Below are 23,948 nucleotides of genomic sequence, written 5' to 3' on the forward strand. Positions count from 1 at the left end.
CGTCATACTGAGTGCATAAAAAAAGGCGCCTGATCATATCTATGACCAGACGCCTTTGTATACAGGGATGTTTGTTTAAAATCTAACGCCAAAAGTTAGGAATACATTGTTGTTTCCATTCTTTATCGATGCAACAGGTTGCGTTCCATCATTCAATGCATACGGGCTATTTCTATTTTCCGATTGAACACGTTGATAAGCCAGGTCAATATAATACTCACTCAAGCGGAATCCTAAACCTGCACTATAATATTGAGTGCCGTAGGTATTATTATCATCGTCCTTGAAAGGACTGCCGTTTAATCCATAACCGGCTCTTAAACTCACATTATTAAGTTTGTACTCTCCACCAACTCTATAATTTACTGCAGAAGAATAAAATTCTTTGATCTCTGCATTATCATTGATAAGGTTTTGATCAGCCATACCGCCTCCGTCCTGAGATAAACGCGCAGTTGAATAATCTACAAAATCAACATCAGCAGAAATGATCGCTGTTCCACCTAATACATAACTGGCACCTAAAGACCCTTTTGCAGGAGTTTTTAGTCTGTAAGTATAGTTATAATTCAAAGGGCCAATTCCATTTGGTTGTTTTTCACCAGACAGGGTAGTAGTCAGGTTTTCAGCAAATGCATCTTCCATATACAACCAGGTTGGACTTTGGTAAGTTGCTCCAATTCTGAAAGTTGAAACGGGTCTGAATATTACACCTAATTTTAGGTTGATACCTGAACCATGGGTTTCCTGACTTGTTAAATAAGAGAAATTGTAATCCTCCTGCGGGCCTAAACCAACCGGGCCATTGTTGGGATCTCCATTGTAAGTCTGTAAAGTGCCTTTTTCATTATATTCCGAATCATTGATGTAGCGAACATTAACCATACCTACGCTTGCACCAATGTACAATTGGTTGGAGATGTTCATGGCGCCTGAGAAATTTACTTCGGAAGTAGATCCTGAAGATTTTTGATTTTTACTTTGCAGATTGCTGCCAATAAAAGGTTCTGCTGAATGCCCCGGAAATCCAGGTGCATTATAGTTCATCAGGTAATTCTGGTAAGCCAATCGCTCTAAAGAGTTTTCCGGAAGCACTCCATTGTCGTCCATCGTACTGTTGGCTACTTCCGAGAAGTAATCACGCATAGAGTTTGCTTCATTCGTTCCGTTATAGCTGAAGCTTTCTGTATAATCATTGTTTCTGCTGTAACCAATACCAAATACAAAACTCAAAACACCTTTGTTTTTGTCTCTGCCCTGCATTTTATAAGTAGGGTTATACCAAACTACACCTGCCTGATTGATATTCAGTTTGTTTTCCGAAGCGTTGGTCCGCTGACCAAGGTAATCAGATTTGGAAGTAGCATTGTTAAATTCAGGAGTTAAACTAAATTCAGATCTGGTAAAAAGACCTAAACCCGCAGGGTTACCATTTAAGGAACTCATATCTCCACCAACGCCAATCTGTGCATTTCCCATCCCTTTAAAACGTGCAGAACTACCATAGTTACTGTTAGAGAAACGGATAGCATCTCCGGCATATTGTGCATATGTTGTACCTGTGGTGGCTACTATAACCACCATAAGCATCTGTGTAAATTTCTTCATCTTCGTATTTCGCTTAAATTATCTGCCGCCTCTGGTTGGTCTGCTTGTTCCGCCGCCGCCACCGCCGCCTGAACTACCACCACCGCCTGAACCGCTTTCACTTCTCGATGGAGGATTGTATGAAGGAGGTGGGGTATATGATTCTCTCGCAGGAGGTCTTGATTCCGTTCTGCTAGGTCTTGAGCTCTCAGAGGATGGTCTGGTAGCAGGTCTCGATTCTGTTCTACTCGGTCTTGAACTCTCAGACGATGGTCTGGTCGTAGGTCTTGTACCTTCCGTTCTGCTTGGTCTGGTACCCTGAGTATTTGGTCTTGTTGCAGGATTATAATCGCCTCTCGACGGTCTGCCTGAACTTATAGTGGAACCCGCACTCTGACCTCTCGACGATCTCGGTTGCATATAACTGGTAGTACCTCTATTACCTATGTAACTATTGTTTCCTCTGTTTGGTCTTGGACGATAATCCTGTACGTTCGTAGTTCTACCAGTGTAAAATCCGCCACCCCAGTAGCCACCACCCCATAAACCACCACCATAGTAACCACCGCCATAGTAACCATTGCCGTAGTAATTGTTATATCCGTAGAAGGGTGAATAATAGTTGCCCCAACCACCATAGTATGGAGAATTCCATATAGAACCGTAAAAAGGACTATAACCAAATCCCATACCGAAGCCTAACGACATGCCATAATTGCCATACCATCCACCATCAAAATATGGGTCGTAATAGCCCATAAATGAAGGGTTGGCATAGGAAAATCTATTTATACGTGAAGAATAGTCCATGTCATAGAAAGGATCACTTGTTCCGTAATCGTCTTCCTGATCATCATATTCTGATTCTCTTACAGGAACTTGCTGTCTATACTCCTTGGCCTGCGCTACAGAGTTATAAACATCATCGTTGGAATTCTGCTGCGCTAACCTGGGCGCAGAGCATGACGAGACAACCAGTGTTGTCAGGGCCAGCATTCCGGTGAATAAATAAATTGGTTTCATAACTATATCCCTTCTTTGTGTGTTGTGTGTTTTTGTAGGTATAAATTTATAGATTTGTAACCTACTATACAAGGTACTTAACACAAAAAACGTTCCAAACAGTTATGAGCAAAGGTATTACAAGCAAAAACGAAGATTATTCCCAGTGGTATAACGACATTGTTATAAAGGCGGACCTGGCAGAGCATTCATCTGTCAAAGGATGCATGGTTATTAAGCCCTATGGATACTCCATTTGGGAGAAGATGCAGGCGGTTTTAGACCAAAAATTTAAAGATACAGGTCATAGCAACGCTTATTTTCCTTTATTCATCCCCAAGTCATTTTTTTCTAAGGAAGCATCGCACGTTGAAGGTTTTGCGACAGAATGTGCAGTCGTGACACATTACAGATTGAAAAATGATGGGAATGGCAATATCATTGTCGATGAAACCGCAAAATTAGAAGAAGAATTGATCGTAAGACCAACTTCTGAAACCATCATCTGGAACACCTATAAAGGTTGGATCCAGTCATACCGCGATTTGCCTATTCTTGTTAACCAATGGGCTAACGTAGTAAGATGGGAAATGCGTACCCGTTTGTTTTTGCGTACTACAGAGTTTTTATGGCAGGAAGGACATACTGCACACGCTACTTCTGACGAGGCAATTGCTGAAACCAGACAGATGTTGGATGTATACGCTGATTTTGCAGAAAACTGGATGGGCTTACCGGTAGTTAAAGGTGTTAAAACGCCTAACGAACGTTTTGCCGGTGCACTTGATACCTACTGTATCGAGGCGTTAATGCAGGATGGAAAAGCTTTACAGGCAGGTACTTCTCACTTCCTGGGACAAAACTTTGCTAAAGCTTTTGACGTGAAGTTCACCAGTAAAGAAGGTAAACAAGAACACGTATGGGCTAGCTCATGGGGTGTTTCTACCCGTTTAATCGGAGCCCTGATTATGGCACACAGTGATGATGCCGGATTAGTATTGCCACCTAAACTTGCCCCAATACAAGTAGTGATTGTGCCAATCTATAAAACTGATGAAGAATTGCAAAAGATCAGCGCATTTGCTACTGAGTTAAGTTCAAAACTAAAAAGTATGGGTATCTCAGTTAAGTACGATGACCGTGATACGCAACGTCCAGGATTTAAGTTTGCTGAATATGAACTTAAAGGTGTTCCAATTCGTTTAGCTATTGGCGGTAGAGATATGGAAAATGGTACTGTTGAACTTGCACGTAGAGATACAAGAGAAAAACAAACTGTAGGACAGGATGGTTTAGAGATCTTTATCGTTCAATTGCTGGATGAAATTCAGAGAAGCATTTACAATAAGGCTTTTAACTATAGAGAAGAGCATATCACAGAAGCTAATTCATATGATGAGCTGAAAGAATTGTTAGATACTAAAGCCGGATTTATTGCTGCGCATTGGGATGGAACTCCAGAAACCGAGCAAAAAATCAAGGAAGAAACAAAAGCAACCATCAGATGTGTGCCTTTAGATAATAAACTGGAAGATGGAGTTTGTATCTATTCAGGTAAGCCATCTAAACAACGTGTGTTGTTTGCAAGAGCGTATTAGTATTTATTATTTACGATTTACACGTTTTGATTAACGATTAATAACAGGATTATGAAATTTGCAACAAAAGCTATCCATGCGGGTCAGGAACCGGATCCAACTACCGGGGCGGTAATGACGCCTATATATCAAACCTCTACCTACTGGCAGAAATCGCCGGGAGATCATAAGGGCTTTGAATATTCAAGAGGTACCAACCCAACACGTGTAGCACTGGAAGCTTGTTTGGCAGCTTTGGAAAACGCTAAACACGGATTGGCATTTTCAAGCGGTATGGGTGCAACCGATGCTGTAATGAAATTATTGCAGCCGGGTGATGAGGTGATTACAGGGAACGACCTATACGGTGGTTCTTACCGCATCTTTACCAAAGTTTATGCGAAATACGGCATCAAATTTCATTTCCTGGATCTTTCAAAACCAGAAAATATATTGCCATATATCAACGATAAAACAAAGCTGGTTTGGATAGAAACACCAACTAACCCAACCATGCAGATTGTTGACATTGAGGGGATGGCAAAGATTACCAAAGAGCGTAACCTGTTGCTGGCGGTAGACAATACATTCGCTTCACCTTACCTGCAAAACCCAATGGATATGGGGGCCGACATTGTGATGCACTCCGTTACCAAATACATCGGCGGTCACTCTGATGTAGTTATGGGCGCTTTGCTGGTTAACGATGACGAACTGTATAAAAGCCTTTGGTTTATTTACAATGCTTGTGGTGCTACTCCTGGTCCGCAAGACGCGTTTTTAGTGCTTAGGGGGATTAAAACGCTTCACTTACGCATGAAAGCACATTGTGAAAATGGCGCTAAGGTGGCTCAGTTCCTTAAAAAACACCCTAAGGTAGATAAAATCTACTGGCCGGGTTTTGAGGATCATCCTAACCATGATATTGCTAAAAAACAAATGCGTGATTTCGGTGGCATGGTGTCCATCACTTTAAAGGGTGCCGACTTAAAGGAAACTTTTAGAGTGGCGAGTTCATTTAAAGTTTTTACACTTGCAGAATCTTTAGGCGGGGTAGAGTCACTGATCAATCACCCAACCAGCATGACGCATGGTTCTATCCCTAAGGAAGAACGTGAAAAGGTAGGGGTTACCGATAACCTATTGCGTTTAAGCGTAGGCGTAGAGGATATCGACGATCTGATTGCTGATCTGGAACAAGCACTTAAATAGAAAGATTTGGAATTTTTAGAACTTAAGGATTTCCTGGATATGAAGGTTGAGCAGTATAACAGGCCAAACTTCATCCAAAATGATCCGATCTGCATACCACATCAGTTCTCAAAAAAACAAGATATCGAAATTGCCGCATTTTTTGCGGCAATTTTAGCTTGGGGACAACGCAAAACCATTATCAATAAGTGTAATGAGTTGTTTGCGCGTATGGATAATGATCCGTATAACTTCATGTTACACCATAATGATAGTGACTTGAAAAGACTTTTAGGCTTTAAGCACAGGACCTTTAATGACACGGATTTGCTGTATTTTGTATCGTTTTTCCATCAGCATTATCAGCAGTTTGATAGTCTGGAGGCCGCCTTCCTGGCGCCGGGGGATACATTTCAGACGGATTTCTTATCGGATCAGGTGATAGGTAACTATGCAGGATATGCATCTTCCAGTTGCATGCTTCCTGAACTTGGTCAGCAAAGCCCTAAAATTGAAAGATCGCTCAATTATTTCAGGTCGTATTTTTTCTCTTTACCTGATTACCCGAGACGAACGATTAAGCATGTTTCTTCACCGATGCAGAAGTCGACCTGTAAACGTTTAAATATGTTTTTAAGGTGGATGGTGCGTAAAGACAATAAAGGTGTTGATTTTGGAGTGTGGAATACGCTTAAACCTGCTGATCTGATTTGTCCCTGTGATGTGCATGTGGATAGGGTCGCGCGTAAATTGGGACTGATTGAACGCAAGCAAACGGATTGGCGCACTGCTGTAGAATTGACGGTTAAGCTGCAGGAGTTTGATCCGGTAGATCCGGTTAAGTATGATTTTGCTTTGTTTGGTCTTGGTGTAGAAGAGAAGTTTTAATAATTCTACATTTTGAACTTGCTGCATTGTAAAAAATGATTGTTATGCTCGGACTGGAACCTTTTGCCCGCTTCGCTTAGAAGGCAAAAATTCCTAGGTCCTCACATTAACAATCATTTTTTTGGGATGCAGAAAAACTACAGAAGAAAACCCATAGTAGAAAAACCATAGTGTAAATTTTAGTTGCTACTCAAATGCAGATCTATTTCTGGAAGCAGACAACAATAGCATAGCTAGCCGAAAGTCATAGGGGTAAAATTATAGCAGAAAAATCATAGCTTTAACCTTAGCTAGTATTCAAATTCAAGATGATCACTTTCAAAGCAGAAATAGAGCGTTTTGCCGAAATGGGCGAAAAATCAGGTTGGACTTATGTTTTTATTCCTCAAGCCATTGCCAATCAGATTAAAGCAGATTGCAGGAAGAGCTTTAGGGTTAAAGGCTTGTTAGATCAGGTTGAAATTGAAGGGGTATCATTAGTGCCGATGGGAGAGGGTAACTTCATTATGGCCTTAAACGGCAGTATGCGTAAAAAGCTAAAGAAAGATTTGGGGGCAGTGTTGGCATTGCAATTGGAAGAAGATACGACCTTTAAAATACTGATGCCGGAGGATCTGGAACTATGTCTATCCGATGAGCCGCACCTGCTTAAAAACTTCTTAAAACAGCCCAAATCACATCAAAACTGGTACATCAACTGGCTCAACAGTGCTAAGACAGAGCCCACGCGTACCAAACGTATTGTAAAGATTGTATCAGCAATGGATAAGGACTGGGATTTTGGAACTATGATGCGCGACGGTAGGCCGCGGGAATAGTTACTGCCCGATAGTTCTATCATATTTTCTGAACCAGCTCGAAAATTTCATCTGTATTACACCTAGAAATGCTTCCCTGAATATACGGGTACTCATTTTTGAGGTACCTTCTGTGCGGTCGGTGAAGATAATAGGTACTTCAACCACATTAAATCCGTACTTAATAGCTGTGAATTTCATTTCTATCTGGAAGGCATAGCCCACAAACTTAATCTTGTCCAATGGGATGGTAGCTAAAACCTTGCGACGGTAGCATTTAAACCCTGCTGTTGCATCTTGAATATTAATACGTGTAATCAATCTTACATACATAGAAGCGAAATACGACATGAGCACTCTGCTCATTGGCCAGTTTACCACATTCACTCCATTTACATAGCGTGAGCCGATGGCTAGGTCGGCACCATTTACACAAGCTGATCTCAAACGTACCAGGTCATCAGGGTTATGCGAAAAATCGGCATCCATCTCAAAGATGTACTCATATTCCGGTCGCTCCAATGCCCATTTAAAGCCATGGATATAAGCGGTACCTAAACCTAGCTTACCTCTGCGTTCTTCTAAATGAAGGGCGGGAAATTCAGCCTGTAAGCGCTTGACAATATCAGCCGTGCCATCAGGAGAGCCATCATCGATAATTAAAATCTCAAAAAAATAATTTAATGAAAAAACTTTTCTTATGATTTTCTCAATGTTTTCTTTCTCGTTATAGGTTGGAATTATTATAAGGCTATCTGACACGTAAAATAAATTGAATTGCGAAATTATGGAATCTAAATGAAAAACCCTCAGTATATAAAAACACTGAGGGTCTAAAATTAGTTAAATTACAGTTATTTTACTTCCTGCATAAGTTTCTTTACAATAGGCGAGATTATAAGTAATACTACACCCGCAATTAAAGCATATATGGCCAGCTGTTTGTATCCATCCGTATAGGTCATTAGTTTTTGAGTTAAAGAGTCACCCGTATGACCTTTAGATAAACCAGCCCCTAAAATCCCGGCAACGTATTGTCCGTATGCACTGGCTAGAAACCACATGCCCATCATCACGCCCTGAAGCTTGGTAGGTGATAATTTAGTCATGATCGAAAGTCCAATAGGAGATAAACACAACTCACCGAAAGTCAGCACCAGGTAAGCCACAGTGAAAACATCAAGTGAAGCTATGCCCTGTACAGTTGCGAAAAAACGCGTGGCGTAGAAAACATAAAAGGCACCGGCCAGAAATAAGAAGGCCAAACCAAATTTTACTACCGTATTGGGCTCTATCTTCCTTTTAGCTAAACCAAGCCATATCAAGCCAATTATTGGCGCAAATATGATTACGAAAAGCGAGTTAGCGGCATTGTTAACGCCATTCGGATCCAGCTTAATGCCTAAAACGGTATTGTCTAGATTCTTTGCTGCAAACAGACTTAAAGAGCCACCGCTCTGTTCAAAGAAAGCCCAGAATAAAATAGAGAAGAAAATAAACACCAGGGCGGCCATTAGCTTCTTACGCTCTGCCCAGCCATATTTAGTCATCTCATAAATTAAATAGATGAGGGTTGCAGGACCAATAGTGTACATAAACCAGTCGGTATACTGTGTTTTGGCGACCATGATCATAATCACCGGAATAACGGCTAATGAACCCGCATAAACCGCGTAATCGTACCACTTTCTATTGATGATTTTACCGTCTTTGGTTTCATCATTCTTAAATGGTGATAATCCGATTGGACCTAAGCTTTTTTGGGTAAATAAAAAGGTGAGCAAACTGATGGCCATTACGATGCCAGCCAGACCAAAAGCCAGGTGCCATGAGTATTGTTTTCCTATTGCAATACAAGCGTAACCACCTAATAAAGCACCAATGTTGATACCAGAATAAAACAAAGAGAAACCAGCATCACGACGGGTATCGTTACCTTTGTACAAGGTACCTACCATTGTAGAAATATTCGGCTTGAAAAAACCTGTACCTACAACTGTAAAACTAATACCGAGGAAAAAGAACTGATGCGGATCGTAGGCCAGAATAGCACTACCCAAAATCATTAAAATACCGCCCCAGAACAATGATTTCCGGAAGCCTAGTATTTTATCGGCAAACAAACCGCCAATGAAAGTAAATGCATAAACAAAGGCCTGTGTAGCGCCATATTGTAAATTTGCATCTTCATCTTTCATGAATAATTGTGTAACCATAAAATAGGTGAGCATACCACGCATTCCGTAAAAGCAGAAGCGTTCCCACATTTCTGAAAAGAAAAGTGACCAGAGTTGTTTAGGGTACTTGCCTTTAAAATTCTGAATTTCTTCAAGTGATGGTTGATGAGCCATACAATCTATGTTTTTAAAATATAAATGTAAAAATAAAAGTCTTTAGAACTGCTTCTAAAGACTTTATATTTAATGTTTTAAATGTTATCTAACACCACCCATTAGCTTTTTGAGTACCGGGTGCAGTAGTATTACCAGGGTACCTGCTACTATCGGTACAACGGTAAATATGAGGAAGAATGTAGATAGTGAGTATTCTTTGGTAATGTTCTCGATCTGACCACCAATGATGGCTGCTAACTTGTTACCAATAGCGATAGCCAGGTACCACATACCAAACATGAATGCAATCATACGTGCCGGAACCAGTTTAGATACATATGATAATCCAACCGGTGATAAGCACAACTCTCCCAATGTATGGAAAAGGTAGGCTAGCACTAACCAGACCATTGATACTTTTACGCCTGCTGCAACACCATGAGAACCGAATGCCAATAAGCCGAAACCTATTGCCATAATGATTAATCCCATACCATACTTTATAGCTGCTGGTGGATTGAATTTACTGTCCCAAACTTTAGAAACCATAGATGCACAAGCAATGATAAAGAATGAGTTTAGAATAGAGAACCAGGATACAGTGATTTCTGAACTTGTAGCAGTGAATTCACGGTAAAGCATCCAGATAACGATACCCCAAACGAAGGTAAAGCATACAAACTGTGCAATGTTAGAACCCGGAGCCTTTTTGAAAGTCTGCTGAGATAGTTTAATTACTACATAAGTGATCAATATAAGTGGAACTACTGTAAGTAAAGTATTCACTATGTTGAACATGATTAAAGAGTTTCCGGCTAAAGTACGGTCAACACTATCACGGGCAAAAATAACCAGTGAAGATGCACCTTGCTCAAATGACATCCAGAAGAAAATGGTGAAAAAAGCAAACACGATTACAGCAATCATACGGTCGCGGATAATCGGAGTGTAACGGATCAATCTCCAGATAATCAGGATAAAGAATAGGATCAGACCAACAATAACAACTACTGATTGACCTTGAAGACCAGCTACTTCAAAAGGGAACAGGTTGATTTTAGCAATTTTTGCCAATGGATCTCCGAAAGCATACAATAAACCAATAATCGTAGTTGTAGCGATAAGGATTTTGTCTACTAATGTGAATGGGTTTAATTTATCTTCTGCATTGGTTGATGCGTTATTTGCATTGTCAGCAGCCAATCTTGAAGCTTTGGTTGGCTTGTCGCCAATCGTACCAAAAATAGGTTTAGCTAACCAGAACTGAAGTGTACCTAAAAGCATGAATACGCCCGCTAAACCAAATCCCCAGTGCCAGCCTACTTTTTCAGCTAAATAACCGCAAAGCATCATTCCGAAAAATGCACCTGCATTTACACCCATATAGAAAATGGTATAAGCACCATCCTTTTTCTCAGGGAAGTCCTTATACATTTGCGATAGGATAGAAGTCATGTTTGGTTTAAAGAAACCAGTACCGATTACTAAACAAGCTAATCCTAAATATAAGAATAAGGATGATTCAATAGCCATGAACGCGTGTCCAACGGTCATAATTGCTGCCCCAATAACTACGGCCCAGCGGTAACCTAAAAATTTATCGGCAAGAATACCACCAAAAATAGGCGTGATATACAAAAGCATGGCGTAAGTTCCGTAAAGTGCACCAGCATTTTCTGCTCCCCAACCCCAACCAGAGAATGGACTTCCTGATATTACTGCCGTAGTAAGGAAGTTGATTAATAATACCCTCATCCCATAGAAAGAGAAACGCTCCCACATTTCCGTGAAGAAAAGTACAAACAATCCCGAAGGATGTCCCATCACCTTACTCTCGAAAAAGTTATTTGGTGTGTCCAAACTTTGTGTATTCATATTAGTTTTTTTGTGTATTGAAGTTTAGTTAGTTATTATATTTTGTTTTTTTATTTTAATGTTCAATCAGCTTTTGGCAATTCTATTCAAGCTGCTTTTGCAGTTTTCAGTTTTTAAATGCTTGTTATTCTGCTTTTTATTCTCGGTGTTATTTTGGCTTAACTTAGCTTGTCAGCGCTTTAACGGCATATAGGCCCTATAAACGATCGCGCAAGATAGGTACATGGCGGCAAACTCACAAATTTTAATCGGGATTGAATCGGCATGGTCATCATTAAAGCTTTGGTGGGACTTTATTTTTCTTATCTGCCGGATCACCGTAGAACTCATCATTCGCGTTAGGGTCATTCTTCATCTCAACATTTTCAACCAGTTTTAACCTGCCTCCAACAATTCTGTAGGCATCAAAACTCAGGTCGGATGCGTAATATTCGAAATTCCCTTCCATTTCAGGGGTAAAGGGGGCAAGGTGATCAAATACAATCATGTTTACCGACTTGTCGAGGGTCAGGGTCATTGAATTCAGCTTATTGTATTCAAATACAATCCTGCTTTGAGGTTTGCTACCTTTCGGTCCATCAAATATGGCTTTTCCAAATACGGGCTGGTCGGCTTTATCGAATGAGAGGATATCGATTACTTTCTTAGACGTTTTTGCATTATTTCCTTTCCAGCCAATTAGTACATAATAAGGTTGACGGCCATTCGTGATCACCGGGATAACCTGATAATAACGTGCACCATACCAGTTTTTGTTTCCGGTAATCTGGTTTACGTCTTTAATATTGTTCGTATCATCAATTAAGGGATACATTTTTAGCTTTCCATCTTTTGTGGCCATTTGTATGGTGCCAAAAAAGCGGTAGCTACCGTCATCATTTTTAATGTACCAGGTGAAAATCCTTAGCGCGTTGTCGGCCGATTTCGTGATGGTGATTCTTTTTAAGGAATCGAAGTCAAAGCTAAATGAAGAAGGAGTTTTTAAAGCGGTTACCAGTGTTTTGATGAATTGCGAGTTTGCGGTAAGACGTTCCGAATCATTTGTTGCATTGAAAGTTGCATCGCTTAGGCGCTGTAATGTGTCCTGATTATTTTTCAGGCGCGTAGCATTCGTCAGATTAAAACTATGCTGAGCCGAAACGTATGTTCCGGCACAGCATAATATAAAAAGTATCATTAAAGGTTTTAAAGCCTTAATCATCTAGCTAAGGTTTTCAATGACCATTGCACTGGCTCCACCGCCACCGTTACAAATTCCTGCTACACCAATTTTACCATTGTTTTGTGATAAAACAGAAAGTAGTGTGACTACGATCCTGGCTCCTGAAGCACCTAGTGGATGTCCTAAAGACACGGCACCACCATTGATGTTTACTTTGTCAGCATTTAATCCCAACTCTTTATTGTTGGCAAGGGAAACTACTGAAAACGCTTCATTGATTTCGAAGAAATCAACATCTGCAATTTCTTTTCCAGCTCTTTTCAATGCAAGAGGAATAGCTTTAGCTGGGGCTGTGGTAAACCATTCAGGGGCTTGTTGTGCATCAGCATAAGCTAAAATTCTTGCCAATGGTTTTAGGCCCAGTTCTTTTGCTTTATCTGCACTCATTAAAATAAGTGCTGCGGCGCCATCATTTAAAGTCGATGCATTTGCTGCGGTTACTGTACCACCTTTCTGAAACACAGGTTTCAGTCCGGGAATTTTATCGAATTTTACTGCAAAAGGCTCTTCATCTTTATTAATAAGGGTGATGTCGCCTTTACGGTCTTTAACTTCTACTGCAATAATTTCGGTATCAAATTTACCTTCAGTTTGTGCAGCCTGTGATTTTTTGTAAGAACTGATGGCAAAAGCATCCTGATCTTCACGGCTAATTCCGCATTCTGTTGCGCATAGTTCGGCAGCAGAACCCATGTGATAATCGTTATATACATCCCACAGGCCGTCTTTAACCAGTCCGTCGGTGATTTGACCATGACCTAAACGGTAACCATTTCTGGCTTTGTCAAGGTAATAAGGTACATTACTCATGCTTTCCATACCGCCGGCTACAACGATTTCGTTCTGACCTAAAGCAATACTTTGTGCAGCAAGCATAATAGCTTTGGTTCCCGATGCACAAACTTTATTGATAGTGGTTGATGGAACATCCGGTAATCCGGCAAATTTAGCCGCCTGTGTTGCAGGAGCCTGGCCAACATTAGCAGATAAAACATTGCCCATATAAACCTCTTGAACGTCAGCTGGTTTTATTCCGGCTTTTTCAACAGCGGCTTTAATGGCAAACCCTCCGAGTTGAGTGGCGGAAAATCCTGATAATGAACCACCAAAACTCCCTATTGGGGTTCTTACTGCAGATACAATTACTACTTCTTTCATTAATGTTTTTTAGTTAGTTATAAGCAAAGTTAAGTAATTGGGATGTATAGGTGGTTAAAATGCAGGTAATTTAACTTTTACAATTGAGAATTGTGTTTATTTCTGATCTGGCAGGTGTCTGTTGATATCAAGTCTAGGTGCCCTTCGACTAGCCTCCCAGTACGAAAGGAGGAAAAAAGGTAGATCAAAGGAGGATCGTAGGAGATTCAAAGGATTGGCGGTCCTTTGAATGGCGTATTTAGCTCCTTTGATGGACCTAAATTTAAAACGGTGTAGTTGGAGGAAAGTAGAGGGGGTTACCGAGATAAGGGATACCATTTAAATACGATATACTGATGAAATTGTATTATTTTTGAATATAAATCAATTCACATCGCTTTGGCAAAGATCAGAAAGAATTCTCATAAGGTACTGTACAGGAAGTATTCGTCCAACATCAAATACATCATGATGGTGCTTTCGGTATTAATAATTACCACTTTTTTACCTAAACAACCCCGATTCAGGTATGAATTCGAAAAGGGGACGATATGGAGAAATAAAGATCTGGTATCGCCATTTAGTTTTGCTATTTTAAAAACTAATCCTCAGGTTGATACGGATAAAAAGGATGCGATGGATAATGTTTTGCCTATTTACAAGCTAAACAAAGATCTGTTTAATGTGGTGGAGGACGCTTTTTCAAACGAGTTTGATGTTAAATGGCGATCTAATGCTTTTCCGGAAACTGAAAGTCATGTTTATAAGCAGGCTGCCTTGAAATTGCTTAAGTCTATTTACGACAAAGGGATTGTTGCTATAAATAATAAGCATGTAAAGGGGAGTTCAGGTCATTACGATTTCTCTTTGTTGAGGAATAATATTTCAAAAACGGTAAGTACTCACGACGTTTTTACGGTACAATCTGCATTAGAATATTTTAAGGAGAACTTCACTTCGGTAAATCTGAAAATGAAGGAGGCTGTTGTAAATCTGGCGGAGGATCATTTGCAACCCAATATTATTTTTGATGAGAAGATGACTAGTGTAGTACAAGCCAGTATGGTTAGCAGTCTTTCAACCACACGTGGGATGGTACAGAAAGGAGAATTGATTATTGCAAAAGATAACGTGGTTGATGATGAAATTTATCAGAAGTTGTTGTCGTTTAAAGAGGCTTACGAAGCGCAGACTAAAACGATAGGCGACCGCAGGGTCGTTTATTACGGGCAGATTTTGTTGGTTGGCTTTATTGTGAGCTTGCTGATGGTATTCCTCAAATTGTTTAGGAAAGATATTTTTGCTGATAACAGGCAGCTATCGTTGATTCTGTTGGTGATCACCATCATGCTGCTGGCTTTAACATGGGCCATTAAGCTCGATTTGCCGAGTTTATATTATATACCTTATTGTATTGTTCCCATTATCATTCGGATTTTATTTGATACCAGGCTTGCGCTTTACCTCCATCTATTGGTAGTACTGATTTCGGGTTTCTTTGTTCCAAACAGTTTTGAATTTGTGTTCTATCAGGTTACTGCGGGTATGGTAGCTATTTATAGCATCCGGAATTTGATTAAGCGGGAGCAACTGCTTTTATCGGCCTTATTTATTCTTTCTGCTTATTTCATCTCATTTGTGGGGATATCCTTACTAAGGGAAGGTTCTTTTTCACAGATAGAATGGATTAATTTTGTGCCTTTTATTGTTAGTGTGATGCTATCGCTATTGGCCTATCCACTTATTTATGCATTCGAGAAGATGTTTGGTATTACTTCGGATGTGGCTTTAATTGAGTTAACGAATACGAACAACAAACTTTTGAGGGAGCTGGCATTTAAAGCTCCGGGAACCTTTCAGCATTCTTTGCAGGTGGCTAACCTTGCTGAGGCTGCTATATTTAAAATAGGGGGGAACTCTTTGCTGGTAAGGGCAGGGGCGTTGTACCATGATATTGGTAAGATAGAGAACCCGCAATATTTCATAGAGAACCAAAATACGGCGCAGAGCCCGCATGATAAGCTGCCTTATGAGCAGAGTGCCCAGATCATTATTAAGCATGTTCATAAGGGCATAGAAATTACACGTAGATATCAACTACCGGAAAGTGTGATCGATTTTATCAGAACGCACCATGGAAATACACGGGTTGATTATTTTTATCAGTCATTTTTAAAGAATTCTCCGGAGAAATTTGTGGATGAAAACATTTTCAGGTATCCCGGACCGATCCCTTTTTCGAAAGAAACTGGTGTATTAATGCTGGCAGATTCGGTGGAAGCTGCGTCGAGAAGTCTAAAAAATCCGGATGCTCAGAGCATAAATGACCTGGTTGAACGGATCATTAACTACAAATTGGAACAAAATCAATTAGATAATTGCGATATTACATTTAAAGACATTGAGACTATAAAGTTGATATTCAAGACGATGCTGATGAGCATTTATCATGTCCGAATAGATTATCAACAAACTGTGTAATTTTTTTTTTGGAAACATAAATGAATTACTATATTTGCACTCCCTCAGCACGGATATGCAGAGGTTAATCGGAGGGATGCCTGAGTGGCCGAAAGGAACAGTTTGCTAAACTGTCGTACTGGCAACGGTACCGAGGGTTCGAATCCCTCTTCCTCCGCTGAAATAAAAAAGTAAAGAAAATTGGATTTGTAATATTAAAATCGTTTCTTTGCAATCCCTTCGAAAAAGGGAAAAACAGATACCAAGTTCGGGGTGTAGCGTAGCCCGGTATCGCGCCTGCTTTGGGAGCAGGAGGTCGTAGGTTCGAATCCTGCCACCCCGACCAAACTACTTGGAAGAGTAGTTTAATTTTGACCAGTAAAAACAGATACCAGTTCGGGGTGTAGCGTAGCCCGGTATCGCGCCTGCTTTGGGAGCAGGAGGTCGTAGGTTCGAATCCTGCCACCCCGACACAACAAAAAATACCTTTAGATCTTACGATCTAAAGGTATTTTTGTTTTCAGCCTTTTAAATATCAGTCATATTTCATTTTTTTATATCTAATTACATATAGAAGTTATTTGGGTTTATTTTTTATATGCATTTGAGTATAATTTATTATATTTGTTTATGATCGTTGCAAATACATATAATGAAGACGTTAGCTAACTTGGTGAAAGAAAAAAGAAAGGAAGTAAATCTTACACAGGAGGAATTTGCGGAGCGGGCAGGTGTAGCACTTACAGTTATCCGCAAGATTGAACAGGGTAAAGAGAATTTACAGCTCGAAAAAGTAAATCAGGTATTAAAAATGTTTGGTCATGTATTGGCTCCTGTGAGTGATAAAGATTTATAAATAACGAAGAAGTCATGAGATGTGCCGAAATACATTATAGAGATATAGTAGCTGGTATGCTTACCGAAACCGATGACGGTGATTATATTTTTCAATATGACTTATCCTATGTGAAAGAATTCCCTAAGCAGTTTATCACTTTTACAATGCCAGTTAATGCACTTCCATATGTTAGTAATCGCCTGTTCCCATTTTTTGAAGGATTAATTCCGGAGGGGTGGCTACTTGATATTGCTGCTAAGAATTGGAAAATTAATCAAAACGATCGAATGGGATTGTTATTAGCCTGTTGTCAGAACTGCATCGGAGCGGTTAGTGTTCACTTAATTCCTGGAACTGATGGATAGAAATTGTTTGTATTGTTATGAACCATTAGATATAGGCGAAGATGTTGATTTTCATGAAAAATGTAGTTTTGAATTTTTCGGAATGAGGAAAGCACCGCTTCTTACTTATTCTCTTGATCAGATGTCGGACTTGGCCAGAGATGTAGTTGAGAGAAGTATCGCTGTTCCTGGAGTACAGCCAAAATTATCTTTGTCACTTGTTAACGCTGCAGTAGGCGACGGTCGTAAAGGGCGATTAACAGTTGTTGGTGCCCTTGGAGGGAATTATATTTTTAAACCACCACCAGATATTTTTCCTGAAATGCCCGCTAATGAGCATTTGACGATGAGGATGGCTGAGGCTTTTGGCATTTCTACGGTAAAATCAAGTTTGATCAGACTAGCTTCTGGTGAGCTTTCCTATATCACAAAAAGAATTGATCGGACAAATGCTGGAGAGAAGATTCATATGCTGGATATGTTTCAGATTTTAGAGGCCTTTGATAAATATAAGAGTTCAATGGAAAAAGTGGGAAGGGCCATCGGTGAATACTCTAAGAATACATTGCTTGATAAGTTGCATTTTTATGAACTTAGTATATTTAGCTTTCTGACCGGGAATAATGATATGCACCTGAAGAATTTCTCACTTATAAATCTGGGTGATAATTGGTCCTTGGCTCCAGCTTATGACTTACTTAATGTGGCTATTGCAAATCCAGATGACAATGAGGAACTGGCATTAACACTTGAAGGGAAAAAGAAAAAACTGAAACGGGAACATTTTGAAAGATTTGGCAAATTGCTTGGATTAAATGATAAGCAAATAAAAGGAGTGTTTAATCGGTTCAATAAAAATAAATTGGAGGCTTTGAAGTGGATTAACCAATCATTTTTGACAAGTGATTTTAAGGAAAAATATATTCTTGTTTTAGAAGAGCGATATGCAATACTTTTTGCAGATTAATAATTTTTTATACTATTTCTGGAAGCACCAAAGCCGCTAATAACCTCAAATCGGGAAGAAAAAGGTTCGAAATAAGTACAGGGAAGACGACACACGTAGAATCAAATTCTATCAAAACCCTCTAAATTGTGATAATTTAGAGGGTTTTTGTTTTTTTCATATCAAAGAAAAACAAAGAATATCAAGGTCTTTATTCCATTGTTTTAGATGATGAAGTAAGCGTAAAATCTGCATGTTGCCAGGAGTCATCCAGAGCCAGTTTTATTTTTGCTGCTTCGTTATTTTTGTTTTGCTTTAGCAAAGATTGGTGTAGTCCGGTAAGTGCCCATCCATTCTTTTTCCAGATTTGTAAATCCTGCAGATATATTTGCTCCGCTTCACTGTATTTTTCTGCATGAAGCAGTACCGCGCCCAAGTGGTGTCTAACGGAGAAAAACCAGTCGGGTGGTTCGTTGTAATTCAGGTTGTCTTCTAAAGCGACGGCTTCCCTGAGCGACTGGATTGCCCGGTTTGTTTCAGCTTGTTTTACTGCGATGCCCGCATGCAATACTTTTGAGGCAATCTGTACCAGATCGGCCATGGTATTAATATCCCATACCGTTAAGTGTTTCAGAATGGTGTCGGCAGCCAGGACGGAGAGTTTATTCATTTCCTTTTTTGCATTAGGGATGTCTTTATTGCCCAAATAGGCCATGCCTCTTGCATAATGCCAGATGGCCTGAGGATACACCATATCATCGGGTGGGAGGGGGAGCGAAAGTATGCTCTCCCACATCCCCAGTTTTACTGCTACATAATATGGGATGGTATAGTAATGTTGTAGCGTAGCCCAGGCCGGCTGCCGCATAATACCTATGGCGGTATGTTTTTGAACCTGCAATGCAGCTTGCCATGCCAGCGCTGAATTGCCTTCAAGTGTTGCCGTGGCAGCCAGAAAGTGAAAGTTGTGTGGATAATAGGCCAGCGGATATACGCCTTGTGCATGGCAGGCACTACTGTAAATGCTGTCTGCTTTTACGGCATTAATATTTGACAAAGAACCCAGATGATAATGGCCGGTATTGATGTAAATATGGGAGGGCATATGTAAAAGATGTCCGGCACCGGTTACCAGGGTACCCAAAAGCCGGGCGCTTGCCAATGCCTTTTCGGGGCTAGCCGAAGCTTCCATTGCGTGGATGTAAAAGTGGTGGGCTCCGGGGTGGGGTGGATTGATCTTGATGAGATGCTCCAGTACCGCTACAAGTTCCGGTGTCCAGGGCTGCGGTTTCTTTGTCTTCTTTTGATACAAATCCCAGGGATGCAAATCCATCAACGATTCAGCATAAAGCACTCCGATATCCAGATCAGAAGGGTATAAGCGGTAAACCTTTTTCATGGCCGCTGCATAGGCTATGTCAAGTGGTTTACGGTCTACAGGTGGTTGCGCCACGTAGCGGGCAGACAGTGCGCTAATCAATGCCTTTTCTTTAGGGGTACAGGTGTTGGCCAGTTGCTCAGCTTTGAGTAATGCTTCATAAGCCCGTTGAAAGTTGTCTTCTTCCATACCACCGTTGTAATTTGGCCCCAACACATAGGCAAATCCCCAATGTGCCATAGCACATACCGAATCCAGTCTAATGGCTTCATAGAAAGACCTTGCAGCTTCTGCATGATTAAAGCCGTAAGCGAGCATCATCCCCTGATTAAAATAATCCTGTACCTCTTTGTTTGTAGTCGAGATTTTAAAATTAATTCCACCAAGATTCTTCAGCATAGGCGCTTTCCGACCAGAACTATACCAATCTTTGTCGTTAACAGCTGGGCTGTAACAGACTGCTACCTGCCTTTTGTTTGCCACCAATTCCTTTTGTTTTGATGAATTGTTGTTGTGGCAGGACAGGAGAAAAGCGAAAGCAGGAAGAAGATAGATATGTTTCATATAAAGAGTAGGTTTTATGGAACAGAAACAATTATTAAAAATAAGCAAAAAATTATGATATAATTATCAGCAAATATTAATTTATTTTTACTTGATGAAAGCTTTGATTTACTTCCTTAGGAATTTGTTTTAGTTGATAGTCTGCAGGTTACAGTTAGTAAGGTTTAAAGGGTTTTATCATTTACTAGTATTTTAATGGCTATTTTATGTCGAATATTCTTTCAAATACATATCACTGAAAACCCGGATGAATGCGGGAAAATATTTCTTATTTTATATTAAATAAATATTATAAAAATGATGAAACAAGTATTAATCGGTGAATTCATGCATGAAGCAGAAAACACAAGAAAGTTATTATCATTGATTCCGGACAGTCGTAGTAATGAAAACACTGAGTGATGGTGGCTATCTTCAGTTTATCAAAGCATTACTTTCTATTATTACTTTTCTGGAAGTGCCAAAGCCGTCAATAGCTTTAAATCGTGAATAAGCTATTATTGTCCTTCGATAAAAAGTAAAAATGACTTCTTAAAATTACAAATTGAATAACACCTTATTAAACTAAAACCATTTGCGGCATTTTGTGTTTAACTATAAACGATAATGTTTAAACGGGAGACAGTCGAGAGACAGCCTCCTTTTTTGCCTAAGATTTAAGTGTCAATTCTGATGTATATAAAGGCTTAAAATATGTGCAACATTTTGTACATAAGTTGTAAATCACATGGACACTTCTTAAAGTTAAATTTGAAAAAAAAAAACAACTTATGAATAAAATCTCTACACATGCCGAAGGAAATGGGCCTATTAAAGTGCCAATTTCAAAAAATGAGGAGGAATTTATTGTGATTAATATGATTTCTGGAATTATTCCTCCTTCTTCATATAGTATTGTCCCTGCTATATTTGAAATAGACCCAAAATTATATGAAAAGAGTTATGGGCCTGATATTTATGTTGCCTGTAGACAATTCTTAAAAGAAAACTCAGCTGATAAACCCCCTTATATATATGAATTTAGAGGTGTTGGTGTTATTCGTGCTCCACGGGGATTACTTTAGGTAGGTAAACAGACCAAACCTTCAACGGGATTCTATTGTTATAGATGCACGAGAGCGTTAATTTGGGGTTCATCGAAAGATGGCCCCTTATTTAGTTTAGGTCCTTTTCTATTGTGCTGATATCCTGTCGTAAAATTAAGTTGAGTTCGTTCGGATGCTCCAGCATAGGGAAATGACAGGTTCCGTTCATGATATTTAACTGGTAATCCTTCCCCTTAAGTTGTTTTAGAGCAGCTTCATTGGTGGGGATATAGTTCACGTTGATCAGGTAGAGTTTGATGTTCAATACTGGTAGTAATTCTTTTTCCATTTTATCGATTTCGAAAAATTCAGCGGTGGTTTGAATACCCATGGGCGGATAGGCGTTATGGTAATCCTTAACACTTCAGCATCTACCTGCTAAAAAGCTAGAGAAAATGAAGGTAAAGGAAGTTGGTTCGATGGCACTTCAAGGATCGAATTTCGATTTAAAAAAGGAAGGTGAAGCCCTTACCTTTTTTAGGATGCTGCATTTCTTCGAATTTGCTGATCTCCGCACTGAGAAGCATTTTGTATTCGTTATCCATAAACGCCCTGAAAATATTGATATCCTCTTGTTTACGTGTATCGATAAGTGCTTGATAATAATCTGTTTTTGTCTCGTTATGTACGATTGCAAGTGGAAGTCTAAAAACCGCTTGAATATAGTTCATCAATAATCTTGAAGTTCTTCCATTACCATCGTAGAAGGGATGAATGCTGACCAAATTTAAGTGTGCATCATAGGATAAATTCAGCTGCTCTCGCATGCTTAAATCCTGTTGCATTCGTCCAGCAAGATCGAAAGCTAAATTTTTTGTTAGTGCTTCAACTTTATTGAAGTTAGGGAAGTATGTTTCACCAGCAACTACATTTCCTTTACGAAAGGCTCCCGTAGCGGCATCGATAGTTCCAAACACGGTATTGTAAGTGCTTGCTGTATTTTTGACAATGAAGGAATTTAATTTTTGAATAAATTCTGGAGTAATTACATGCTTGGTTTTGGCTTGTTCCAATGCGTACTGAAGTGCAGCATAATGATCAGTTACCATTAGACTTTCATGCAAAGGCTTACCTTTTGGCGTCAATCCTTCAGTAAGTAAAACCTGAGTTTCAACTTCAGTAAGGGTTGAGCCTTCAATCCTGGTAGAATGGTGAACTATAGAAATGAGGTTGAATTTTTCATGATCTATCACCTGATCTATGCCAAGATGCTGATATTGCTTTATGAGTTCTATAATATCCATCGTATTCATTGCAAATGTAATCAATTTGAGGTTTTAATTCATCAGGTCTTTATTGCTTGTATATATCAGGAGTACTTAATGACATCAATTATATGAGAAATACAAAACGCTGTAACTTTTTTTATCCTGTTATCTCTAATCTTAAATCATATAAAAAAAAATATACGAAATGGGATTATTTTCAGCTTTAATGGGCAATGCAGGCGCGGTAAGTCAAGATGATTTAAGAAAAAATTATGGAACACTACTTATCGATAATGAAGAGATTGAATTGGGTTTTAAATTGATTAGGGATACTTTCATTTTTACCAACAAGCGGCTGATCATTGTTGATATTCAGGGATTGACAGGGAGCAAGACTGAGTATGTTTCTGTTGCTTATAAGTCGGTTTCCAGGTTTAGTATAGAAACAGCAGGCACTTTTGACTTAGATGCGGAATTAAAGATCTGGATCTCCAGTGAAACTATTCCAAGTATCCGGAAAAAGTTCAATAAATCGGTAAATGTGTTTGAGGTACAGAAAGTACTTGCACACCATGTGCTTGGATAGGATATATTCCCTTATCTATAAATTAAAATATAGTTATATTGCAAATATGAGCTTTTTAACAGCTGAATGGAGAAAGTTAGCCATAGCAAATTATGCAATAGATAGCGCGGTTTTAACGCCCTATATTCCCCTTGGAACAGAGCTTGACCTATGGGATAATACTTGCTATGTTAGCTTGATAGGTTTTTTATTTAAGAACACCAAATTAATGGGGGTTAGTGTGCCATTTCATTCTAATTTCGAAGAAGTTAATCTGCGATTTTATGTTAAGTATCTAGATCAGGGAGTTTGGAAAAGAGGAGTTGTTTTTATTAAAGAAATAGTGCCCAAGGTTGCACTTTCTCTAGTCGCTAATACAGTTTATAATGAAAACTATGTGGCCATGCCAATGAAACACAATTGGACAGAAACTGAAAATGAAAGAGAAGTTGAATATAAATGGAGGTGTAAAAAGCAATGGCAATCTTTTCATGTAACTGCTGAAAAGGAATTGTCTGCTATCGAGCCAGGAAGTAAAACCGAATTCATTACGGAACATTATTGGGGATATGCAAGGTATAATGAGTTTAAAACTAACGAATACGAAGTAAAGCATCCGAAATGGAACCATTACCACGTAAAGAAATATAATATTGATGTAGATTTTGAACTTACCTACGGAGATAAATTTAAGTTCTTAAACCATCTGCAACCGGCATCTGTAATGTTGGCGGAAGGATCAGAAATTTCAGTAGAGAGAAAGAAAATAATCCACGCTCAGTAACATGATAAGCCTTTAGATTGCAAGATTTAAAGGCTTATTTTACACTTGTCGGTTTTATCAAAAGAGATTTTATCTTCGCTTTTATATTTGAATATTATATTTATATTTAACGAAGAGCTAAGCCCAACGCTGTCCTGTTCATTTGTAAATAACATGAAGGATCTCAA

Annotated in this window: 21 protein-coding genes and 3 tRNA genes; 14 read left to right on the forward strand and 10 right to left on the reverse strand. The window is 39.3% G+C overall.

Features of this window, described 5'->3' with window-relative positions:
- Window positions 1–75: 75 nt before the first annotated feature.
- Together B9A18_RS10445 and B9A18_RS10450 are read right to left on the reverse strand one after the other, a co-directional pair.
- A complete protein-coding gene (locus tag B9A18_RS10445; protein ID WP_084289235.1) occupies window positions 76–1,608 on the reverse strand; it encodes an OmpP1/FadL family transporter in 1,533 nt (510 codons plus the stop codon).
- An 18-nt stretch (window positions 1,609–1,626) separates the two neighbouring features.
- Window positions 1,627–2,610 (reverse strand): hypothetical protein, encoded by a 984-nt coding sequence (locus B9A18_RS10450; protein ID WP_144009454.1) that lies wholly within the window; start codon window positions 2,608–2,610, stop codon window positions 1,627–1,629.
- Between the two features lie 104 nt (window positions 2,611–2,714).
- Between B9A18_RS10450 and proS the strand changes: the two genes are divergently transcribed.
- From proS to B9A18_RS10470, 4 genes are all read left to right on the forward strand, one after another.
- The gene (proS, locus tag B9A18_RS10455) at window positions 2,715–4,187 is read left to right on the forward strand and encodes a proline--tRNA ligase (protein ID WP_084289237.1); all 1,473 of its coding nucleotides are present in this window, start codon (window positions 2,715–2,717) and stop codon (window positions 4,185–4,187) included.
- A 51-nt stretch (window positions 4,188–4,238) separates the two neighbouring features.
- The gene (locus tag B9A18_RS10460) at window positions 4,239–5,378 is read left to right on the forward strand and encodes a cystathionine gamma-synthase (RefSeq protein WP_084289238.1); all 1,140 of its coding nucleotides are present in this window, start codon (window positions 4,239–4,241) and stop codon (window positions 5,376–5,378) included.
- A 6-nt stretch (window positions 5,379–5,384) separates the two neighbouring features.
- On the forward strand, window positions 5,385–6,245 hold the full coding sequence (locus tag B9A18_RS10465; protein WP_235005290.1) for a TIGR02757 family protein: 861 nt from the start codon (window positions 5,385–5,387) through the stop codon (window positions 6,243–6,245).
- Window positions 6,246–6,553: 308 nt separating this feature from the next.
- Window positions 6,554–7,063, forward strand: a complete 510-nt coding sequence (locus tag B9A18_RS10470; protein ID WP_084289239.1) for a YdeI/OmpD-associated family protein — start codon at window positions 6,554–6,556, stop codon at window positions 7,061–7,063.
- On the opposite strand, the gene B9A18_RS10475 is transcribed toward B9A18_RS10470, so the two are convergent.
- The 5 genes from B9A18_RS10475 to B9A18_RS10495 form a co-directional block, all read right to left on the reverse strand.
- Window positions 7,064–7,804 (reverse strand): polyprenol monophosphomannose synthase, encoded by a 741-nt coding sequence (locus B9A18_RS10475; RefSeq protein WP_084289240.1) that lies wholly within the window; start codon window positions 7,802–7,804, stop codon window positions 7,064–7,066.
- A gap of 92 nt (window positions 7,805–7,896) precedes the next feature.
- Window positions 7,897–9,393 (reverse strand): peptide MFS transporter, encoded by a 1,497-nt coding sequence (locus B9A18_RS10480; protein ID WP_084289241.1) that lies wholly within the window; start codon window positions 9,391–9,393, stop codon window positions 7,897–7,899.
- A gap of 84 nt (window positions 9,394–9,477) precedes the next feature.
- A complete protein-coding gene (locus B9A18_RS10485) occupies window positions 9,478–11,250 on the reverse strand; it encodes a peptide MFS transporter (RefSeq protein WP_084289242.1) in 1,773 nt (590 codons plus the stop codon).
- 274 nt (window positions 11,251–11,524) lie between these two features.
- Entirely contained in the window at window positions 11,525–12,427 is a 903-nt protein-coding gene (locus B9A18_RS10490; RefSeq protein ID WP_235005291.1) for a hypothetical protein, read from the reverse strand.
- A 24-nt stretch (window positions 12,428–12,451) separates the two neighbouring features.
- Window positions 12,452–13,630, reverse strand: coding sequence for an acetyl-CoA C-acyltransferase (locus B9A18_RS10495; RefSeq protein ID WP_084289244.1), 1,179 nt, complete (start codon window positions 13,628–13,630; stop codon window positions 12,452–12,454).
- Between the two features lie 378 nt (window positions 13,631–14,008).
- On the opposite strand from B9A18_RS10495, the gene B9A18_RS10500 reads away from it, so the two are divergent.
- The 7 genes from B9A18_RS10500 (at window position 14,009) to B9A18_RS10530 (ending at window position 18,218) form a co-directional block, all read left to right on the forward strand.
- Entirely contained in the window at window positions 14,009–16,090 is a 2,082-nt protein-coding gene (locus B9A18_RS10500) for an HD family phosphohydrolase (protein WP_084289245.1), read from the forward strand.
- Between the two features lie 70 nt (window positions 16,091–16,160).
- Window positions 16,161–16,247, forward strand: a tRNA-Ser gene (locus B9A18_RS10505).
- A 91-nt stretch (window positions 16,248–16,338) separates the two neighbouring features.
- Window positions 16,339–16,415, forward strand: a tRNA-Pro gene (locus tag B9A18_RS10510).
- Window positions 16,416–16,466: 51 nt separating this feature from the next.
- Window positions 16,467–16,540: transfer RNA gene (locus B9A18_RS10515), tRNA-Pro, on the forward strand.
- A gap of 181 nt (window positions 16,541–16,721) precedes the next feature.
- Entirely contained in the window at window positions 16,722–16,925 is a 204-nt protein-coding gene (locus tag B9A18_RS10520; RefSeq protein WP_084289246.1) for a type II toxin-antitoxin system Y4mF family antitoxin, read from the forward strand.
- Window positions 16,926–16,939: 14 nt separating this feature from the next.
- Window positions 16,940–17,272 carry a HipA N-terminal domain-containing protein gene (locus B9A18_RS10525; RefSeq protein ID WP_084289247.1) on the forward strand — a complete coding sequence of 111 codons (333 nt, stop codon included), beginning with the start codon at window positions 16,940–16,942 and terminating at the stop codon, window positions 17,270–17,272.
- Entirely contained in the window at window positions 17,265–18,218 is a 954-nt protein-coding gene (locus B9A18_RS10530; RefSeq protein WP_084289248.1) for a HipA domain-containing protein, read from the forward strand. The genes B9A18_RS10525 and B9A18_RS10530 overlap by 8 nt, the downstream gene beginning before the upstream one ends.
- Before the next feature lie 190 nt (window positions 18,219–18,408).
- On the opposite strand, the gene B9A18_RS10535 is transcribed toward B9A18_RS10530, so the two are convergent.
- Window positions 18,409–20,139, reverse strand: a complete 1,731-nt coding sequence (locus B9A18_RS10535) for a tetratricopeptide repeat protein (RefSeq protein WP_084289249.1) — start codon at window positions 20,137–20,139, stop codon at window positions 18,409–18,411.
- Between the two features lie 770 nt (window positions 20,140–20,909).
- Here B9A18_RS10535 and B9A18_RS10540 point away from each other — a divergent pair.
- Window positions 20,910–21,203 carry a hypothetical protein gene (locus B9A18_RS10540; RefSeq protein WP_084289250.1) on the forward strand — a complete coding sequence of 98 codons (294 nt, stop codon included), beginning with the start codon at window positions 20,910–20,912 and terminating at the stop codon, window positions 21,201–21,203.
- Window positions 21,204–21,294: 91 nt separating this feature from the next.
- On the opposite strand, the gene B9A18_RS10545 is transcribed toward B9A18_RS10540, so the two are convergent.
- Together B9A18_RS10545 and B9A18_RS10550 are read right to left on the reverse strand one after the other, a co-directional pair.
- Window positions 21,295–21,513, reverse strand: a complete 219-nt coding sequence (locus B9A18_RS10545; RefSeq protein WP_144009455.1) for a hypothetical protein — start codon at window positions 21,511–21,513, stop codon at window positions 21,295–21,297.
- Window positions 21,514–21,670: 157 nt separating this feature from the next.
- Window positions 21,671–22,492, reverse strand: a complete 822-nt coding sequence (locus tag B9A18_RS10550; RefSeq protein ID WP_235005292.1) for a Fic family protein — start codon at window positions 22,490–22,492, stop codon at window positions 21,671–21,673.
- Between the two features lie 145 nt (window positions 22,493–22,637).
- Here B9A18_RS10550 and B9A18_RS10555 point away from each other — a divergent pair, with 145 nt between their 5' ends.
- The gene (locus tag B9A18_RS10555) at window positions 22,638–23,018 is read left to right on the forward strand and encodes a PH domain-containing protein (RefSeq protein WP_084289253.1); all 381 of its coding nucleotides are present in this window, start codon (window positions 22,638–22,640) and stop codon (window positions 23,016–23,018) included.
- A 46-nt stretch (window positions 23,019–23,064) separates the two neighbouring features.
- Window positions 23,065–23,781: a YqjF family protein gene (locus B9A18_RS10560; RefSeq protein ID WP_084289254.1), complete on the forward strand. Its 717-nt coding sequence runs from the start codon at window positions 23,065–23,067 to the stop codon at window positions 23,779–23,781.
- The last annotated feature ends 167 nt before the right edge of the window (window positions 23,782–23,948 follow it).

It is taken from the genome of Pedobacter nyackensis, from assembly GCF_900176505.1.
GTDB lineage: Bacteria > Bacteroidota > Bacteroidia > Sphingobacteriales > Sphingobacteriaceae > Pedobacter > Pedobacter nyackensis.